We start from the raw sequence: 16,185 nt of genomic DNA, 5'->3' as shown, positions 1-16,185 counted from the left end.
TGGATGCCGCTTTCGACGGCGGGCGGGACGGGCGCGCGGCGGCGGGCGGTCACCGAGAACACCGAGGTCCAGACGCTGCTGCTGGAGCTGACCCTGCTCCCCCGCACCAGCGCCCGGCCGCCGCGCTGCGCACGCTGCTGACCGAACTCCTGGGCATCGAGGAGGTCAATCGCCGTCTGGCCGGGCGGATTTCCGCGCTCGACACGGTGTATCCGCCCACCGCCGCCGATGCCGACCCCCTGATGGGACGGCGGATGCCCGATATCGGCCTGACGGCGGCCGGTTCCGCGGCCATCCGCGTCTACGAGCCCCTCCCGCCCGGCCGCTTCGTCCTGCTGGACCTCGCGGGCGACGAGCAGCACGAGCAGCTACGGCACACCGTCACCGCCGGCTGGGGCTCCCGGGTGACCGCCCTGACCGACTGGGCCGGCGCGCCCGCGCGGGGGTAGCGGGGGCGGGCTCAGGGGGTGCGCCCCTCTCCCAGCACCCGCCCCACGAATGCGGCCAGTTGGGCCCGCATCCCCTCCCGGGTCATCCCGTCCCGGCCGACGAGCTGCTCGATGAGATCGGCCCGGGTGGCGGCCAGCAGCACATGCGCCGCGAAGTCACCACCCGGCGCCGCCGCTCCCTTTCCTGCCCCGCCTGCCCCGCCCTCCGCACCCTCCGTGCCCCACAGCCGCTCCAGTGACTCCCGCAGGATGCCGTGCCACCACGCGTAGTGCGCCCCCTGATACGGGCTGCCGCTGCCGGCCTCCTCCAGGGCGAGCGACAGATGACGGTGGTCCAGCTTGAAGCACAGGACGGCGTCGAGCAGCGCCGGCACCCGCTCGCGCGGTGCGGCGGCGGGACCGAGCGGGGCCGGGCCCTCCGCCACGGCCTGCCGCAGCGGCTCGATCCGCGCCTCGAACACCGCCCGGATCAGCCCCGTGCGATCGCCGAAGCGGCGGAAGAGCGTGCCCTTGCCGACCCCGGCCGCCGCCGCGATCTCGTCCATCGACACGCTGCGGGGGCTGGCACTGCGCGCGAACAGCCGGTCAGCGGCCGCCAGCACGGTCTCGCGGTTCCGGAGCGCGTCCGCACGCGCCTTGCGCTCGGCCATCTGCGGCCCTCTCTTCACAAAGCGGACCGTCGGTCCGTATAGTTTCGGCATCAGCTAAGCGGACTACTGGTCCACATCGCATCCCAGTGTAGAGGCGAGACCTCCCCATGCCCCACGGCGAACACAGCACCCCCTTTGCCCGCAGCGCGACCCCGGCCCCGACCCGGACCCCGACCCGGACGCCAGCAACTACCGGGGCCCTCTCCCCAACGACGCCCACCCCGGCGGATCTCTACCGCCACGGCCTGCGACTGCTCCTGGACAAGGACATGGACGCCTGGGTGGCCCTCTGCGACGAGCAGGTGATCTTCGAGTTCCCCTTCGCCCCGGACGGCTGTCCGAAGCGCCTGGAGGGCCGGCCGGCGCTCGCCGCGTACCTCAAGGACTATCCCGACCACATCGACCTCCAGGCGTTCCCCGCCCTGAAGATCCACCACACCGACGCCCCGGACACCGTCGTCGTCGAAATGCGCGCCACCGGCCGGATCGTGGCCACCGGCGCCCCCTATGAGATGCCCTACATCGCCGTCGTCACGGTCCTAGACGGCCGCATCACGCACTACCGCGACTACTGGAACCCACTAGCCCTCCCGGCCTCCATGGGCACAGCGAAGTCCGCCCCCCTCCAAGCTTCCTGACGGAGCCTCGATGCCCGACCACCACACCCCCGCGAGCAACCAAGCCACCACCCCACCCGGCCACAACACCACCCCGCCGGACCACGCCACCGTCCCACCCAGCCACGCCACCACCCCGCCCGGCCACGACACCATCCTGGTCACCGGAGCCACCGGCACCACCGGCAGCCGCCTCATCCCCCGGCTCCTCGCTCTCGGGCACCAGGTCCGCGCCGCCGGCCGCCGCGGCCCGGAGCCGCCCGGCACCCGGCCCGTCGCCTTCGACTGGCACGACCCCGCCACCCACGACGCGGCCCTGCGGGGAGCGGCCCGGCTCTACCTCGTCCCGCCCACCGCCGCCCCGGACCCGGCCGCCGTCATGCTGCCGTTCCTGGCCCGCGCCCGTACGGCCGGGGTGCACCGCGTCGTCCTCCTCAGCTCCTCCGCCATCCCGGCCGGCGGACCGGGCGTGGGGCAGGTGCATGCCGCGCTCCCCGGCCTCTTCGACGAGTGGGTGGTCCTGCGACCCTCCTGGTTCATGCAGAACTTCACCGGCAGCCATCCGCACGCGGAGGCCCTCCGCACCCACGGCACCCTCATGACCGCGACCGGCACCGGCCGGGTCGGCTTCATCGACGCCGACGACATCGCCGCGGTCGCCGCCCACGCCCTCACCGCGCCCCCGCTCCCCGACCACGACCTGGTACTCACCGGCCCCGAGGCGCTGAGCTACGACGACATCGCCGCCACCCTCACCACGGTCACCGGCCGTCCCGCCCGCCACCACCCCGTCACCCCCGCACAGCTCCGCGACCACCTCGCCTCCACCATGCCCACGGAGTTCGCCACCCTCCTCGCCGACCTGGACCACGCCCTCGCCCACGGCGCCGGAGCCCACCTCACCCCCACCGTCGAACACCTCACCGGCCACCCCCCACGCAGCTTCCGCACCCACGCGGAACGTTGGTGGCAGGGCGGCCGTGGGCGGGGAACGCCGAAGGGAACGCCGGCCGCGTGAGATCCCCGATCTGACGCGGCGTCCGGCCTGCCGGGGCCGGACGCCGGCGTTCCTCCTACGCGATCACCCTTGCGACGCCCCCAGAGGCCCGCCCCCTCAGCCCCACCTCATCCCACCTCAGCCCGCAGCCCCCGGGCGTCCCGGTCGTCCATGGCGTCCCGGGGTCCCCGCGTTGACCGGGTCCACCGGGCTTGCCGAACTGGCGGGCCGGTCACGCCTCTCCGAGCGGTTGGGGGCCTGGGCGTCCCCCGGGTGGTCGGAGTGGTCCAAGTCGTCCGAGGGGTCGGAGCTGCCGGAGGAGTTCGGGGTGTCGGAACGGTCCGGGCGGTCCGCGGGGTCCTGGCCATCGGCCCGGTTCGGACGGTCGGAGCCGGAGGTGTCCCGGTCGCCGGCGGCGGGGTCACGGTCGTCAGTGGCAGGGTCCCGGTCGCCGGTGGCAGGGTCCCGGTCGTTGGCGGCGGGGTCCCGGTCGTCGGAGCGGTCCGGGTCATCCGAGGAATCCGGGCTGTCCGAGCGATCCGGGCTGTCCGACCGGTCCGGGTCATCCGACCGGTCCGGGTCGTCCGGGCGATCCTGATCGTCCGGGCGATCCTGATCGTCGGCGGAGGGAGTCTCCTCCCGGGGGCCGTCCGAGCTCAGTTGGAGGCTGCCGAATCTGGCGGTGAGCCAGCCGCGGGCGCGCACAACGGTCACCACGGAGCCGGTGCAGTCGCGGCCGTTGTACAGGACGAGGTCGGTGGGGGTGTCGTTGTCCACCTCGCCGTAGCCGTCCCCCACTCCGTAGCAGTGGTCGTCGCCGGGGTCGAGGATCTCGTGCGGCCGGTTGTCGGGCCGGGTGTGGTACGTGATGACGCCAGTGACGGCATGCGCGCCGGAGGGAGCGAACGCGACGAGCCCCCCGGTGAGAGCCAGCGCACCAAGGAAAGCGATCTTGCGTCGCACAGTCGGAACTCCTGTCAGCCATGGCGGCGGGCCGGTCCTGGGCCTGGCCCTTACGGGATGTCGCCATGTGGGGTTCCCGACGCCCTCTTGGGATATTCCCACCGAAGGGGAGATTCACCGTGGAGCAGGACATTACGGGCGGCATCGGTGGGGTCGGTGGGGCTGGTGGGACCGACGGGGTCGGCGAGGTCGACAGGGCCGGCAGGGTCCGCGAGGTCGACACGGCCGGGGCCGGCCCCGTCGCTCAGTTCTCCCGCAGCGGCCGGACGCTGCCCAGCCAGAGGACGTCGCGGGCGCGGGTCATGGCGACGTAGAGCTGACTGCGGGCCAGTTCGGCGCGCTCGTGGGCGGTTTCGGCGGGGGTTCGGCCGTCCGGGGTGCCCATGGGCGGCGGGTTGTCGTGCTGCGGCAGATAGACGCGCTTGAATTCCAGGCCCTTGGCCCGGCGGTAGCTGCCGAGTTTGACGGCCTCCACCGGGTGGCCGTCGTAGCGGTCCAGTGAGCAGACCCGCAGGCCGGCCCGGGTGAGGAGGCGCTGATAGTGCTCGATGGCGCGCTTCGCGGGGCAGAGGACGGCGGAACCGGCCAGCTCCTGCGGGGTCAGGCCGCGCAGCGCGGTCAGCAGCGCCTCGTCGTGTGCGGCGGGGGTGGGCAGTACGGCGCGCTGCACCTCGCCGTCGTGGTAGGTCAGGTCGATGTCCCGGCGGCCCGGGGTACGCAGCCCGTCGAGGTCCTCGAAGGCGTCCTCGGCGACGACGGAGAGCGCGGTGTCCACGATCTCCTTGCTGTTGCGGTAGTTGGCCCGCAGCACCTGGCCGCGGTCGCCGCGGATGTCGATGCCCGCGTCCGAAAGGCGGAACCCGCCCGGGTAGACGGCCTGTTGGCCGTCGCCGACCAGAAGGAGGCCATTGGGGGTGTCGCCCACCAGGGCGTGCAGCAGGCGCACCCCGACGAGGGTGAGGTCCTGGACCTCGTCGACGACGACGGCCGCGTAGCCGCCGTGCCCGATCCGGCCGGCCGCCTCGGCGAGCGCGAGGGAGAGCACATCGTTGAAGTCGTGGACGGCACGCTCGGTGCGCTCCGCCTCGTACGCCTCGTACAGGGACCAGACGGCCTGCCGGTGCGGGCGGCGCAGCCCGGCGCGGCGGCGACGGCGCGGCAGCGCGGCGTACTCGTCGAAGGAGGTGATGCCGCGGCCCTTGATGACGTAGTCGATCTCCTCCCGCCAATACGGGTGCAGCGGGTCGATCTCGGTCAGACAGCTGTTCCGGCCGACGTGCTTCCAGGCGAAGCTGAAGGCCGTCTCCGCCTTCTCCTTGTGCAGGTGGACCGGCACGCCGCGGTCGCGCAGATAGTCCTGGGCCCAGGAGTGCAGGCTGCGGAAGTCGATCCGGTCGGCCACCGCCGGGGCCATGGTCTTCAGGAAGGTGGCCTGGACGCGGGGCAGGTTGTTGGCGAACGTGACGTACAGGATGCGGCCGTTGGTGCGCTGGGCGAGGTAGGCGGCGCGGTGCAGGGCGATGACCGTCTTGCCGGTGCCGGCCGGGCCGCTGATCCTGGCCGGACCGGCCCAGTTGCGCCGTACGAGGGCGAGCTGGTCCGGGTCGAGGAAGGTCATCCACTGCTCGATGGGCGCGCGGCGCGCCTCGTCGAGCGCGGCATCCCGCAGCCCGTCGAGGTCGAAGAGGCCGTCGGATGCGGTGTCCGGTATTCGGGCGACGGTGTCCGAAGTGGTGGTGCCCGGAGGGGCGGTGTCCGGTGTGGGGGCGGCCGGCGGGGCCTCGTACTCGGGGAAGACCCGTTCCAGATGCTCGGTGAGGGCGCGGACGGACTGGGCGGACAGCCGGGTGCGCTCCGACAGCAGCGCCGGCCCGATCTCGCGCTCGCCCAGCAGCCGCACCCGGCCCAGCTCCGCGTCGACCTGATGCCCCGCGAAGGCCAGCAGCGGGCGCACCGCCACCGGGGACATCCCCAGGGACGCCACCGCGCTCTCCGCGGCCTTGGTGACCGCGAGCAGCTTGCGGCGGTGCTCGTCACGGGAGAATCCGCCGGCCCGCAGCCGGCCGGCGCAGGTCTCCGGGGCGGCCCGCCAGTTCTTGACGTCGATGACGAAGACTCCGCCGGGGCCGATCAGCAGCATGTCCACATTGGCCGCGCGGGTGCCCGGCCAGCGCCGGTCCACGAGCAGCCGCCAGCCCCGCTCGGCCAGCATCAGCAGCTGGGCGGCGACCCGCCGCTCCCCCTCGCTCGCCGCCTCCCAGCGCTCGGCCCGCGCCCTGGCGGCCTGCCACTGCTCCCGTAACAGCCGCTCCTGCCGACGCGCCTGCTGCGCCCGCCGGGCCGCCGACGCACCCGCCGCCCCGCCCGGTGCACTCCCTGCCGCCATCCTTCGCCCCCTCACCGCTCGCCCCGAAGGCACGGGTCATGCACCGCATGGGCCATGAACCACATGGGTCATGAACCATAGGTCGATGGCACATGACGCGGAAGTGCGCACGGGCGGGGCACGGGCGCATGGCGCGGAGGGTCCGCGGTGCGGCGGATTACGCGTAGGACTTGGCGAACTCCACGAGCCCGGCAAACCCCTGACGGGACAGAGCCAGGCAGGGACCGTCCGGGTGCTTGCTGTCGCGGACCAGGAACTCACCGGTGGCCACCGCGTGTTCCGGAGCCCACTCGATGCACTGTCCGCCGTTTTCGCTGTACGAGGATTTGACCCATCGAAGGGAGTCGGTCACGGGATGTCCTTTCGCAACTGATTGATCAGGGCCACAGATGCCGCCTGAGAGAAAGCTTCGGCCTGTAGCTGATGGTAGGCCGTCAGTATGGGGAGCACCGATGTACTTTCCCGTTCGAGATGACCCCGGTGGGCAGACTCGGCATACGACATGAGCGAGCGATCCGGCAGCGTCAGCACAGTGATCGGCAGGCTGAACGGCCGACGTTCTCCCAGCTCGAACGGCGCTACCTGGAGCACGGTGTTCGGCAGCTCGGCGAACTCGATCAGCCGCGCCAACTGCGCGTCCATGACAGCAGGTCCGCCAATGGGCCGCCGGATACAGCTCTCGTCCAGCACCACGAAGACCAGCGGCGGGCGTGTCCGGACAAGTGTCGCCTGCCGTTCGGCTACGAGCGACACCCGTTCGTCCGCCTGCTCGGGCGTGATCGCTCCTCGCTTGACGGCACTCCCGACGATCACGGATGCGTACTCCGAGGTCTGAAGCAGACCAGGGACAACACCCACTTCGTACAGCCGAATCTCCGCCGCCCGGCCCTCGTGGCCGACGTACTCCGGGAAGCCCTCCAGCAGGCTGCCGTGGCGGATTTCGCGCCACTGGCGCTCGAACGTGTCCACGGTGCCTTCGGTGCCGAAGGTGCGGTCCGCGCTACGCGAAAACCGCAGAGTAGGGGGTTTCCGCGCAGTTTCCACCGCCGAGACATGAGTACTGGAATATCCCATCAGCTCGGCGAGCTCGTCCTGCGTCCAGCCGCGCGCCTCCCGTGAGCTGCGCAAGCGCGCCCCGAAGGCCGCTTGCGGACTACTGTCCGGCGTCAACTCCTTGCGATTCACCGGGCTTTCACCAACGCTTCCCCCTCCTTCGACAGGTTGAGTAGCTCCCGACTCTAGGCCACTCTGGCCGCCCTTGGTAGTGGAATGACTACGGAGAGGAGTGGGCGTTGAGTGGTCCAGAGGATGTAGCGGTGAACACCGGCTTACCGGACGACACGGAACCGGAGTGCCCCGAACTGGCCGATGACAGCGACAGCGACAGCGACAGCGAGACCCTCACGCACCTTCGTGCGCGGGTGCACCAGGACTACGCGCGGCGGCAGCGCCACGGACAGCTGGGGAGGTCGCTGTGAGGTGCACGACGTGCGACACCTTGCGGGCCGTGCTGGCGTTGGCCGAGCGGAACGGTGACCGGTCGAAGGCCGTTGACTGCCGGGTGCTGCTGCGTCGGCACCCGGAGCACGACGACGTACCGGTCGAGAAGAAAACCGAGAGGAAGGCCGAGAGGAAGGCCGAGGGGGAGGCCGAGGGGGAGGGGGAACCGTGACGCCCCCGGACCCGGCGAAGGTCGCCGCAGACCCCTTCGCGGGCACACCGTACGAGGCGAGCCCCGAGGGGTGGTGGACGAAGCACGGTGGAGCACTGGACGTGGAATCCGGCGTGGTCTACATCCCCACCGGTCCTGGCCTGCCGCCGTGCCTCGTCCCGGAATGCCGGTGCTACCCGGCCCGCGCGACCGACCGCCGGAAGAGGCCGGCCGCGGCGGTGCCCAGGCCGGTCGGCGCCCCCAGCCGGCCCGGTGAACCCGTCGGGTGGCGCAGCTCGGAGGGCCGGTAGCGCCGGCAGTCCCGGTGCCAGATGAGGATGCCGGCCATCCAGTGCTCCAGCTCGCGGACATAGCCGTCCACCGCCTCGCGCGTCTCCGGCGGGAGCTGGAAGTCGTCGTAGACGACGGGGAGTTCATGGGCGGCGACATGCTGGAACTCCCGCATGCGCGAGGTCATGAGGTCGTCGATGATGTGCAGCGCGGTCGGGTAGTCGCAGCCGAAGAAGGTCTGGACGACCAGGATGCCGTTGTGGACCTCGCCCTCGTACTCGATCTCCTTCTGGTAGGAGAAGACGTCGTTCATCAGGCCGGCGTAGTCGGCGGCGGCGTTCTCCAGTGAGCGCAGCGGGCCGGAGCGGAGGATTTCCGGCGGGATCCGGCGGCCGTGGGCGAGCCGGCTCAGGCTCATGGTGAGGTCCGCGCCGAAGGTCGCCCGGCGCATCTCGAGGTAGTCGACCGGGTCGGGGATGCGGTGCTGGATCTGGTTGCCGATCTCCCAGAGCCAGCCGGCGGTCATGGTGTCGACGGTTTCGCGGAACGCCCGGCGCGCCTCAGGAGCCATACCGGCCGCCGTACGGGACCACAGGTCCGCCAGCCCGCGTTCGAGGGCGTTGACCGGCTCGGGTGGGGACGTGGTGGCGTCGAGCGGCATGAAGGCCGACAGTCGCTCGGTGCACACCTTGGCCGAGGCGAGGTCGCGGGTGCGGCCGAAGACCGCCGGATAGTAGTCGTCGGCGTAGGTGCCCCAGGCCAGCCAGGCGGCGTCCAGGTCCAGCTGCTCCGGGGTGGCGTCCGGGTGGATTCCCGCCGCGCACAGCGCCAGATCGTGCCGGACCATCGCGGGCTCGTCCCAGATGTCGGAGAGCGGCACACCGGGCTGCGGCTGAAGGAGGCCCATCCGGTGCGCCCAGTCGATGACCCGCAGCCGGGCGCCTTCCAGGTGCGGGCTGAGGGTGGTGGTGAACGGCATGCAGAAGTCGGGGAGTCGGGACGGTCCGACCTTCTGGTGCGGGACGTGGGTGCCGCTGCGGAGGCGGAGCGCACCGGCCGTGGTCAGGGCGGTTTTCAGGTCGGCCGCCGAGGTGCCGAGGCCGCCGAAGGAGAAGGGCGACCAGGGCCGCGGGCTGCCGGCCGCCGCCCCGCCGCCGTTCATGTAGCGGCTGGAGCGCAGATGCCATTCGTGGCCGCCGGACTGCCAGTCCTGGAGCCCCTTGGCATACGCCAGCACCTGCGCGCAGGAGACCGGATCGAGCCCCTTTTCCAGGAAGAGCGCGGGGAGTTCGGCGAGGACGGTGTTCTCGAACTGCTGGAGCCGGCAGGTGATCAGATCGTTGACGGCGTCCGCCGCCTCCTGGGTGGTGCAGTGCAGGAAATTCTCCAGCACCAGGACGCCATTGCTCAGCTCGCCCTCCTCCTCCGTCTCGCGCTGATAGGAGAAGAGGTCGTTGCGCAGATGGACCGCGTCGGAAAAGGTGTCCCGCAGCACCCGCAGCGGCCGGGACGCGGCGACGGACGCGGGCACCTCGGCGCCGGTCGCGTACTCCACCAGCCCCGCCGACCAGGGCGCGCCACCGACCTTGCGGCGCATCTCGATGTATTCAACGGGGTTGGGCACCCGGTGGATGTTGATATTGGACAGTTCCCACAGCGACTCATTGAGCAGATGCTCGGTGCTTTCGGCGAACCGGCGCCGCCAGTCCATGGACATCCGCGGCACCGTGCGCCGCCACAGGTCGGCGAGCCCGGCCTCGACCGGGTTGGCCGGCTCCGGAAGGGGCGCGGTCAGGTCCATCGGCATAAAGGCGGGCAGCCGGTCCAGATATTCCTTGCCGCCCTTCCGGTCCAGCGTCCGCTTGAATTTCTCCAGGAAGTGGTCGTCGAAGAAGAAGACCCAGACATACCAGTCGGTCACCAGTGAAAGCGCGTCGGCGTCGCAGTCCGGGTGGGTGTAGGAACACAGCAGCGCGTAATCGTGGGCGTCGAGGTCCTGCTCTTCCCAGATGCCCGAGCCCGCCAGCATTCCCATGTCGCGGGCCCATTTCCTGGAATGCGTACGCGCCGTCTCCAGATGCGGGTTCAGCCGCGCCGGATGGGGCGTATAGAAGTGGGGCAATTCAAATGGCTGGGTCACCGTTGCTGGCCTCTTCCCCTGCGTACGGAGGGACGGCGCGGTGGATCACGCCCCCCTGACGGGGCTGCGCTACCCCGGGGCCCGGCGCCTTAGACCTTACGGAGGAGGAGCTTCCGCCTCCGCTCTCCTTCGGTCCGGGGTGACGCCAACCGGGTTCATTTCTCGCTGACTTGTGGCACTTTTCTTTCGTCCGCGCCGGCGCCCCGGCCGCGCGCCGCCGCGGTCCGCAGGGCGAGCGCCGCCAGCGCCTCCGGCGCACCGGCCTGGCCGCGGATGCCGGGAAAGGCGTTGATGTCCACGATGAGCGGCGCACCGCCCCCGGCGTCGAGCAGATCCACCCCGTAGACGTCCAGGCCGAAGACCTCGCCCACCCGGAGCGCGGCGGCGGTCCAGCTCGCGGGCAGCTCGCCGACCGGCAGCGGCAGGTTCGGACCGCGGCCGTCCGGGGCCAGCTCCGAGCGGCGCAGCGCGGCGAAGAGCTGCCCGTCGACCACCCACAGCTTGTGGTCCCAGCCGCTGTTCGGGGTGAAGTCCTGGACCACCACCGGCTCCTCGGCCCAGTCGGCGGCCAGTTCCCGCAGCCGTACGGCGCTGTCGGCGCGGGTCACCAGGTCCCGGCGGCGGCTGAACCGGCTCTTGATCACCAGCGGGCCGTCCGGGGCACCGGCCGCGGCCAGCTCCCCCAGGGTGGCCACGGAGCGGGTGGCCGCGAACGGCAGCCCCGCCGCGCGCGCCACCGCGGCCATCGCCACCCGGTCCTGGCACCGGGCGGTCGCCGCGGCCGAGTTGAGCACCGGTGCGCCGTGCTCCTCCAGGAGCGCGGCGAGCGCCAGCGCCCGGGGCGTCCGTGCCTTGAGGAGATAGACATCGGCGAGGGAGGAGAGGCCGGGACCCGGCCCTTCGGCGCCCGGGTCCAGGGTTTCGACCCGGTGATCCGGCGTCAGCAGCTCGGTGACCGCGGCCAGCAGCGGGTGCCCGGGGTCCGCGGTGAGCAGACAGATCCTCACCGGCCGCCGCCGATCGACGCCGCGGGCCGGGTGGGACGGGGAACGGACGGCGCGGTGAACGGGGGCGGCGGGGTCGCCTTCGCGCCCGTCTGCCCGGTGGTGAACGTCTCCCGCCCCCCACGGCGGGCCAGGTCCAGGACCGCGGCGGACACCCGGGCGACCGCGTCCGGCACCTGACGGAAGCTGGGGAAGTCATTGATGTCGACGACCACCGGGCCGTCCGGCCCGAGCAGGATGTCGACCCCGTAGAGATCGAGGCCGAAGACGGCGCCTATCTCGGCGGTGATCCGGGCGACTTCGGGGGTCAGCGGCACCTGCCGTTCACGGACGGCGTGCGCGGGGTGCAGCGGGGAGCACCGCTCGGTCGCGTAGAGCTCACCGGCGACGCTGTAGACCTTCAGATCCGTACCGGAGTTGGGGATATACGGCTGGGCGATGAGCAGCCCGCCGGCCGGTCCGTCCGGGCCGCCCGGCTCCAGCAGCCGGTCCGGCGTCGCCACCAGCCGCACCGCGCGCCCGGAACTGCCGTCCGCGGGCTTCACCACGAGCGGGAACTCCGCCTCGGCTATCTCCGCGAACTCCTCGGGACGGGCCGCCGCATACGTCACGGGGACCGGCAGCCCCTTGCCGCGGGCGATCACCGCGGCCAGCGCCTTGTCCCGTACGCCACGGATGGCCCGGACATCGTTCACCGTGGTCAGCCCGACGGAAGCGGCCGCCTCCAGGAGCGTCAGGCCCGGACCGCCGGAGACGGTCTTGAGGACCCAGGCATCGTGGCTGCCGGCCCGGACCGCCTCGGACATCCGGATCAGCGAGCGGCCGGGCCACAGCACGTCCACCTGGTGGCCCCAGTCGCGGAGTTGGTGGATCACCTCCAGCGGCATGCCGTCATGGCGGTACTGCTCCTCCACCAGGAAGCAGAGTCTCATCGGGCACCCTCGTCATCGCCGCACGTCCACCGACCGTCCGGCAGATCCATGACACACCAGGATCCCATGCGGAGCCCGCCGGGGACGGTGCACCCACGCGCCGGGCCCCGGCCCGTCCAGAGGCGTCTCCGGCGGCCCGCGCCTCCCCCTGCGCCTACGCCAGGAACGCCGAGGTGGCCGCCCGGAAGCGCTCGGGATCGTCGAGCCACGGGAAGTGCCCGGTGCCGGGCTGAACGACGAGCCGGGCGTGCGGAAACAGGCCGGCGAACTCCGCCATCGCAGGCGGCGGGGCGCCCAGGTCGACCTCTCCGGCGAGCAGCAGCACCGGCCGCTCGAATCCGGCGAGCGCCGCCCGGGTGGCCTCCGGTGCGAAGGCGCCGTCGGTGCCGAAGACCGCCGCGGCCGCCGCGTTCCGCTGGCCGTCCTCCGCGGCCCGGTGCGCCTGCGCCGCCGCGTCCCAACGCCCGTAGAAAAATGGCGCGATGACCTCTCGGCAGTCGTCCGCCGGCTTTCCCGCGACGAGCGCCTCCAAGGCCGCGAACGCGGGGGCGAACCACGGCTCCTCATGGCGCGGCCGGGCGGTCTCGCGCCGGAGGTCTCCGGTGATGACGAGCCCGACGGCCATCACGCTGGGCGTGATCAGCGCCATCTTGCCGACCCGGTCCGGGTGGCGGCCCGCGTACCGCACCGCGAGATTCGCGCCGGCACTGTGCGCGAGCAGGTCGGCGCTTTCCAGACCGAGGTGTTCGCGCAGCGCCTCCACATCGTCGACGAGCCGGTCGCAGCGGTAGGAGGCCGCATCCGCCGGTATCGCGGAGCGGCCGGTGCCCCGCAGATCCAGCCGGATCAGCCGGTGGTGCGCGGCAAGGCCGCCGAGGTCGCCGAGGTATGCGGAATCCTGCATCGGTCCCCCCGGCAGGCAGATCACCGGGGGTCCGTCTCCGGACACGTGGTAGGCGAGCGTGGTTCCGTCGTGCGCGGAGAAGGTGGGCATGCCGGCGACCTTGGCAGCGGCGCCCGCGCGGAGCAACTGGTTTCCCGCGCCCCGCCCACCGGACGGCGAGGCGGCCACCCGGCCGCCCGAAGGATCCCGGTCATCCCCCGCCACCCGGCCGCCCCGCTCCGCCCACCGGAGCGGCCGCCTCCGCCTCCGCTCCCGGTGTCGCTACCGTGAGGCGACGCAATGGAGCAGGACCGGCATGGACCGGGAGCAATCGGGAGGCCCAGTGACCCACAAGGCCGTGCCGTTCGACGAACTCGACCGCAAGATCGTCGCGGCGCTGATCGACAACGGCCGGGCGAGCTTCGCGGAGATCGGGGCGGCGATCGGGCTGTCGTCCACCGCGGTGAAGCGGCGGGTGGACCGGATGCGGGAGAACAACGTGATCACGGGGTTCACCGCCACCGTCCGCCCGGCCGCGCTGGGCTGGCTCACCGAGGCATACGTCGAGGTGTACTGCGACAGCGCGGCGCCGCCCCGCCGGCTCGCGGAGGTGGTGCGCAACCACCCGGAGATCGCGGCGGCGATGACGGTCACCGGGGGCGCGGATGCGCTGCTGCACGTCCGGGCGACCGATGTGGAGCACTTCGAGGAGGTGCTCGAACGCATCCGGACCGAGCCGTTCATCCGCAAGACGATCAGTTACATGGTGCTGTCCCATCTGCTGCCGGACAGCCCGGAGGCGGGCGCCCGGCAGTCCTCCGGAGGGACCGTCCGCTGATCCGAAGGGACCGTCCGCTGAGGCGCCCGGTGCGCGCCGCCCGTCACCGCCGCCGCGGTCCCGGCCCACCGGCCGCAGAAGCGGAATCCGGGCCGGGAGTGCGCAGCAAAGCTGCGTGAGAGGTCGCAGACACGCAGCATTACTGCGCCGTTCAGCAGCATTTGTTTCTTGTGGCCCGAATCCTTCGCTCCTTACCTTGGAAGCATTCGGGGTGACGCTCTGTGACCCTGGTCGCCCCGCATTTGCCCGAGGAAGCGAAGGGATCGTCCCGTGCCGATGAGTCGTGTGTCGCGCCCCCGGCGCTATCTGGTCTGCGAGCCCAGACACTTCGCCGTGCATTACGCGATCAACCCATGGATGCGGGCCGACGTGCCCGTGGACACCGCGCTCGCCGGGCGCCAGTGGGAGACGCTGATGGGCACCTACCGCGCCCATGGGCACACCGTGGAGACGGTGCCTCCGGTGCCCGGCCTGCCGGACATGGTGTTCGCGGCGAACTCCGCGCTGGTCGTGGGCGGCCGGGTCTTCGGCTCGCACTTCCACGCGCCGCAGCGGCGGCCGGAGTCCACGGAGTACGAGACCTGGTTCAAGGCGGCCGGCTACGACGTCTACCGGCCGGAGTCACCGTGCGAGGGCGAGGGCGATCTCGTCCCGGCCGGGCGCTTCATCCTGGCCGGCACCGGCTTTCGCACCACCCCGGCGGCGCACCGCGAGGTGCAGGAGTTCTTCGGCGTGCCGACGATCGGCCTCCAGCTGGTGGACCCGTACTTCTACCACCTGGACACCGCGCTCTTCGTCCTCGGCGAATCCCCGGAGACCGGCGAGGCGCATATCGCCTACTACCCCGAGGCGTTCTCGTCCGGCAGCCGTGAGGTGCTGCGGCGGCTGTTCCCCGACGCGGTGCTCGCCACCCGGGAGGACGCCATGGCCTTCGGACTCAACTCCGTCTCCGACGGCCGCCATGTCTTCGTCGCCCCGCAGGCGGCCGGCCTGATCGCTCAGCTCGGCGCGCACGGCTATGTCCCCGTCCCCGTCGACCTGTCGGAGTTCCACAAGGCCGGCGGCGGCATCAAGTGCTGCACCCAGGAGATCCGCTGATGACCGCTCCCACCCGTACCGTCCCGGCTCAGGCTCCCCGTTCGTCCGCGGAGCTCATCCAGGCCGAGAGCCCGGTGCTCGCGCACAACTACCACCCGCTGCCCGTGGTGGTCGCGCGCGCCGAAGGGGTCTGGGTCGAGGACGTCGAGGGGCGCCGCTACCTCGACATGCTGGCCGGCTATTCGGCCCTCAACTTCGGCCATCGCCACCCGGCCCTGATCGAGGCCGCGCACCGCCAGCTGGATCAACTCACCCTCACCTCCCGCGCGTTCCACAACGACCGGCTCGCCGGTTTCGCCGAGGGCCTCGCCGAGCTGACCGGCCTGGACATGGTCCTGCCGATGAACACCGGTGCCGAGGCGGTGGAGAGCGGCATCAAGGTCGCCCGCAAGTGGGCGTACGACGTCAAGGGCGTCCCGGCGGACCGGGCGACGATCGTGGTGGCGGGCGGCAACTTCCACGGCCGGACGACCACCATCGTCGGCTTCTCCGACGACGACTCCGCCCGGGACGGCTTCGGCCCCTTCGCCCCCGGCTTCCGCACCGTCCCCTACAACGACCTCGCCGCGCTGGAGGCGGCCCTGGACGAGACGACGGCCGCCGTGCTGATCGAGCCCATCCAGGGCGAGGCGGGCGTCCTGATTCCCGATGACGGCTACCTCACCGGCGTACGCGAACTGACCCGGCGCAACGGCTGTCTGTTCATCGCCGACGAGATCCAGTCCGGGCTGGGCCGCACCGGCACCACCCTCGCGGTCGAGCACGAGTCCGTGGTGCCGGACATGCTGCTGCTCGGCAAGGCGCTCGGCGGCGGGATCGTCCCGGTCTCCGCGGTCGTCGCCCGCCGCGAGGTGCTCGGTGTGCTCGGCCCCGGCCAGCACGGCTCGACCTTCGGCGGCAACCCGCTGGCCGCGGCGGTGGGTTCGGCCGTGACCGAGCTGCTCGCCACCGGGGAGTTCCAGCGCCGGGCCGCCGAACTCGGCGCCGTACTGCGCGACGGCCTGGCCGCGCTGACCGGCAAGGGCGTGACCGGCTTCCGTGCCCGCGGCCTGTGGGCCGGTGTCGACATCGACCCCGCCCTGGGCACCGGCCGGGAGATCAGCGAACGTCTGCTGAAGGAAGGCGTCCTGGTCAAGGACACCCATGGCTCGACGATCCGGCTGGCCCCGCCGCTGACGATCACCGCCGAGGAACTGACGTCGGCGCTGGGCAGCCTGGAGCGGGCGCTGGGCTGACCCGGTACCCGGCTCACGTTCGGCACGTATGGAGCGGCCGCGGCTCGGACG

The 16,185-nt window shown here is 72.0% G+C and carries 16 protein-coding genes and 1 pseudogene; 8 read left to right on the top strand and 9 right to left on the bottom strand.

Features of this window, described 5'->3' with window-relative positions; genetic code table 11:
* Positions 1-27 precede the first annotated feature (27 nt).
* A pseudogene (locus ACFWJW_RS24790) lies at positions 28-419 on the top strand (monooxygenase); the annotation flags it as partial.
* A 41-nt stretch (positions 420-460) separates the two neighbouring features.
* Here the strand turns inward: ACFWJW_RS24790 and ACFWJW_RS24785 are convergent.
* Entirely contained in the window at positions 461-1,099 is a 639-nt protein-coding gene (locus ACFWJW_RS24785) for a TetR/AcrR family transcriptional regulator (RefSeq protein WP_387245381.1), read from the bottom strand.
* A 107-nt stretch (positions 1,100-1,206) separates the two neighbouring features.
* Here ACFWJW_RS24785 and ACFWJW_RS24780 point away from each other — a divergent pair, with 107 nt between their 5' ends.
* Positions 1,207-1,737 (top strand): nuclear transport factor 2 family protein, encoded by a 531-nt coding sequence (locus tag ACFWJW_RS24780; RefSeq protein WP_387245378.1) that lies wholly within the window; start codon positions 1,207-1,209, stop codon positions 1,735-1,737.
* 10 nt (positions 1,738-1,747) lie between these two features.
* Positions 1,748-2,734, top strand: a complete 987-nt coding sequence (locus ACFWJW_RS24775) for an NAD-dependent epimerase/dehydratase family protein (RefSeq protein WP_387245375.1) — start codon at positions 1,748-1,750, stop codon at positions 2,732-2,734.
* A 117-nt stretch (positions 2,735-2,851) separates the two neighbouring features.
* On the opposite strand, the gene ACFWJW_RS24770 is transcribed toward ACFWJW_RS24775, so the two are convergent.
* The 4 genes from ACFWJW_RS24770 to ACFWJW_RS24755 form a co-directional block, all read right to left on the bottom strand.
* A complete protein-coding gene (locus ACFWJW_RS24770) occupies positions 2,852-3,676 on the bottom strand; it encodes a chitin-binding protein (RefSeq protein WP_387245373.1) in 825 nt (274 codons plus the stop codon).
* Between the two features lie 244 nt (positions 3,677-3,920).
* On the bottom strand, positions 3,921-6,062 hold the full coding sequence (locus ACFWJW_RS24765) for a UvrD-helicase domain-containing protein (RefSeq protein WP_387245370.1): 2,142 nt from the start codon (positions 6,060-6,062) through the stop codon (positions 3,921-3,923).
* 157 nt (positions 6,063-6,219) lie between these two features.
* Entirely contained in the window at positions 6,220-6,414 is a 195-nt protein-coding gene (locus ACFWJW_RS24760) for a DUF397 domain-containing protein (RefSeq protein ID WP_387245367.1), read from the bottom strand.
* Complete coding sequence (locus ACFWJW_RS24755; RefSeq protein WP_387245364.1) at positions 6,411-7,247, bottom strand: Scr1 family TA system antitoxin-like transcriptional regulator; 837 nt, start codon at positions 7,245-7,247, stop codon at positions 6,411-6,413. Before ACFWJW_RS24755 ends, ACFWJW_RS24760 begins: the two co-directional genes overlap by 4 nt.
* Before the next feature lie 131 nt (positions 7,248-7,378).
* On the opposite strand from ACFWJW_RS24755, the gene ACFWJW_RS24750 reads away from it, so the two are divergent.
* Together ACFWJW_RS24750 and ACFWJW_RS24745 are read left to right on the top strand one after the other, a co-directional pair.
* Positions 7,379-7,540, top strand: a complete 162-nt coding sequence (locus tag ACFWJW_RS24750) for a hypothetical protein (protein ID WP_387245361.1) — start codon at positions 7,379-7,381, stop codon at positions 7,538-7,540.
* Entirely contained in the window at positions 7,537-7,734 is a 198-nt protein-coding gene (locus tag ACFWJW_RS24745) for a hypothetical protein (RefSeq protein ID WP_387245358.1), read from the top strand. The genes ACFWJW_RS24750 and ACFWJW_RS24745 overlap by 4 nt, the downstream gene beginning before the upstream one ends.
* A 172-nt stretch (positions 7,735-7,906) precedes the next feature.
* Here ACFWJW_RS24745 and ACFWJW_RS24740 read toward each other — a convergent pair whose 3' ends face one another.
* From ACFWJW_RS24740 to ACFWJW_RS24725, 4 genes are all read right to left on the bottom strand, one after another.
* Positions 7,907-10,144 carry a germacradienol/geosmin synthase gene (locus ACFWJW_RS24740; protein WP_387245355.1) on the bottom strand — a complete coding sequence of 746 codons (2,238 nt, stop codon included), beginning with the start codon at positions 10,142-10,144 and terminating at the stop codon, positions 7,907-7,909.
* A 155-nt stretch (positions 10,145-10,299) separates the two neighbouring features.
* Positions 10,300-11,151 (bottom strand): RimK family alpha-L-glutamate ligase, encoded by an 852-nt coding sequence (locus ACFWJW_RS24735; protein WP_387245352.1) that lies wholly within the window; start codon positions 11,149-11,151, stop codon positions 10,300-10,302.
* A complete protein-coding gene (locus ACFWJW_RS24730) occupies positions 11,148-12,080 on the bottom strand; it encodes a RimK family alpha-L-glutamate ligase (RefSeq protein ID WP_387245349.1) in 933 nt (310 codons plus the stop codon). The genes ACFWJW_RS24735 and ACFWJW_RS24730 overlap by 4 nt, the downstream gene beginning before the upstream one ends.
* A 154-nt stretch (positions 12,081-12,234) precedes the next feature.
* Positions 12,235-13,074 (bottom strand): alpha/beta fold hydrolase, encoded by an 840-nt coding sequence (locus ACFWJW_RS24725; protein WP_387245346.1) that lies wholly within the window; start codon positions 13,072-13,074, stop codon positions 12,235-12,237.
* 232 nt (positions 13,075-13,306) lie between these two features.
* On the opposite strand from ACFWJW_RS24725, the gene ACFWJW_RS24720 reads away from it, so the two are divergent.
* From ACFWJW_RS24720 to rocD, 3 genes are all read left to right on the top strand, one after another.
* Positions 13,307-13,801, top strand: a complete 495-nt coding sequence (locus ACFWJW_RS24720) for an Lrp/AsnC family transcriptional regulator (RefSeq protein ID WP_387245343.1) — start codon at positions 13,307-13,309, stop codon at positions 13,799-13,801.
* Positions 13,802-14,086: 285 nt separating this feature from the next.
* Positions 14,087-14,899 carry a dimethylargininase gene (ddaH, locus tag ACFWJW_RS24715; RefSeq protein ID WP_387245531.1) on the top strand — a complete coding sequence of 271 codons (813 nt, stop codon included), beginning with the start codon at positions 14,087-14,089 and terminating at the stop codon, positions 14,897-14,899.
* On the top strand, positions 14,899-16,134 hold the full coding sequence (gene rocD / locus ACFWJW_RS24710; protein WP_387245340.1) for an ornithine--oxo-acid transaminase: 1,236 nt from the start codon (positions 14,899-14,901) through the stop codon (positions 16,132-16,134). Before ddaH ends, rocD begins: the two co-directional genes overlap by 1 nt.
* Positions 16,135-16,185 lie beyond the last annotated feature (51 nt).

This window comes from Streptomyces sp. NPDC127097 (assembly GCF_042724075.1).
Taxonomy (GTDB): Bacteria; Actinomycetota; Actinomycetes; order Streptomycetales; family Streptomycetaceae; genus Streptomyces.
The sequence above is the reverse complement of the archived record's forward strand: the minus strand, read 5'-3'. Positions and strand labels throughout refer to the sequence as shown.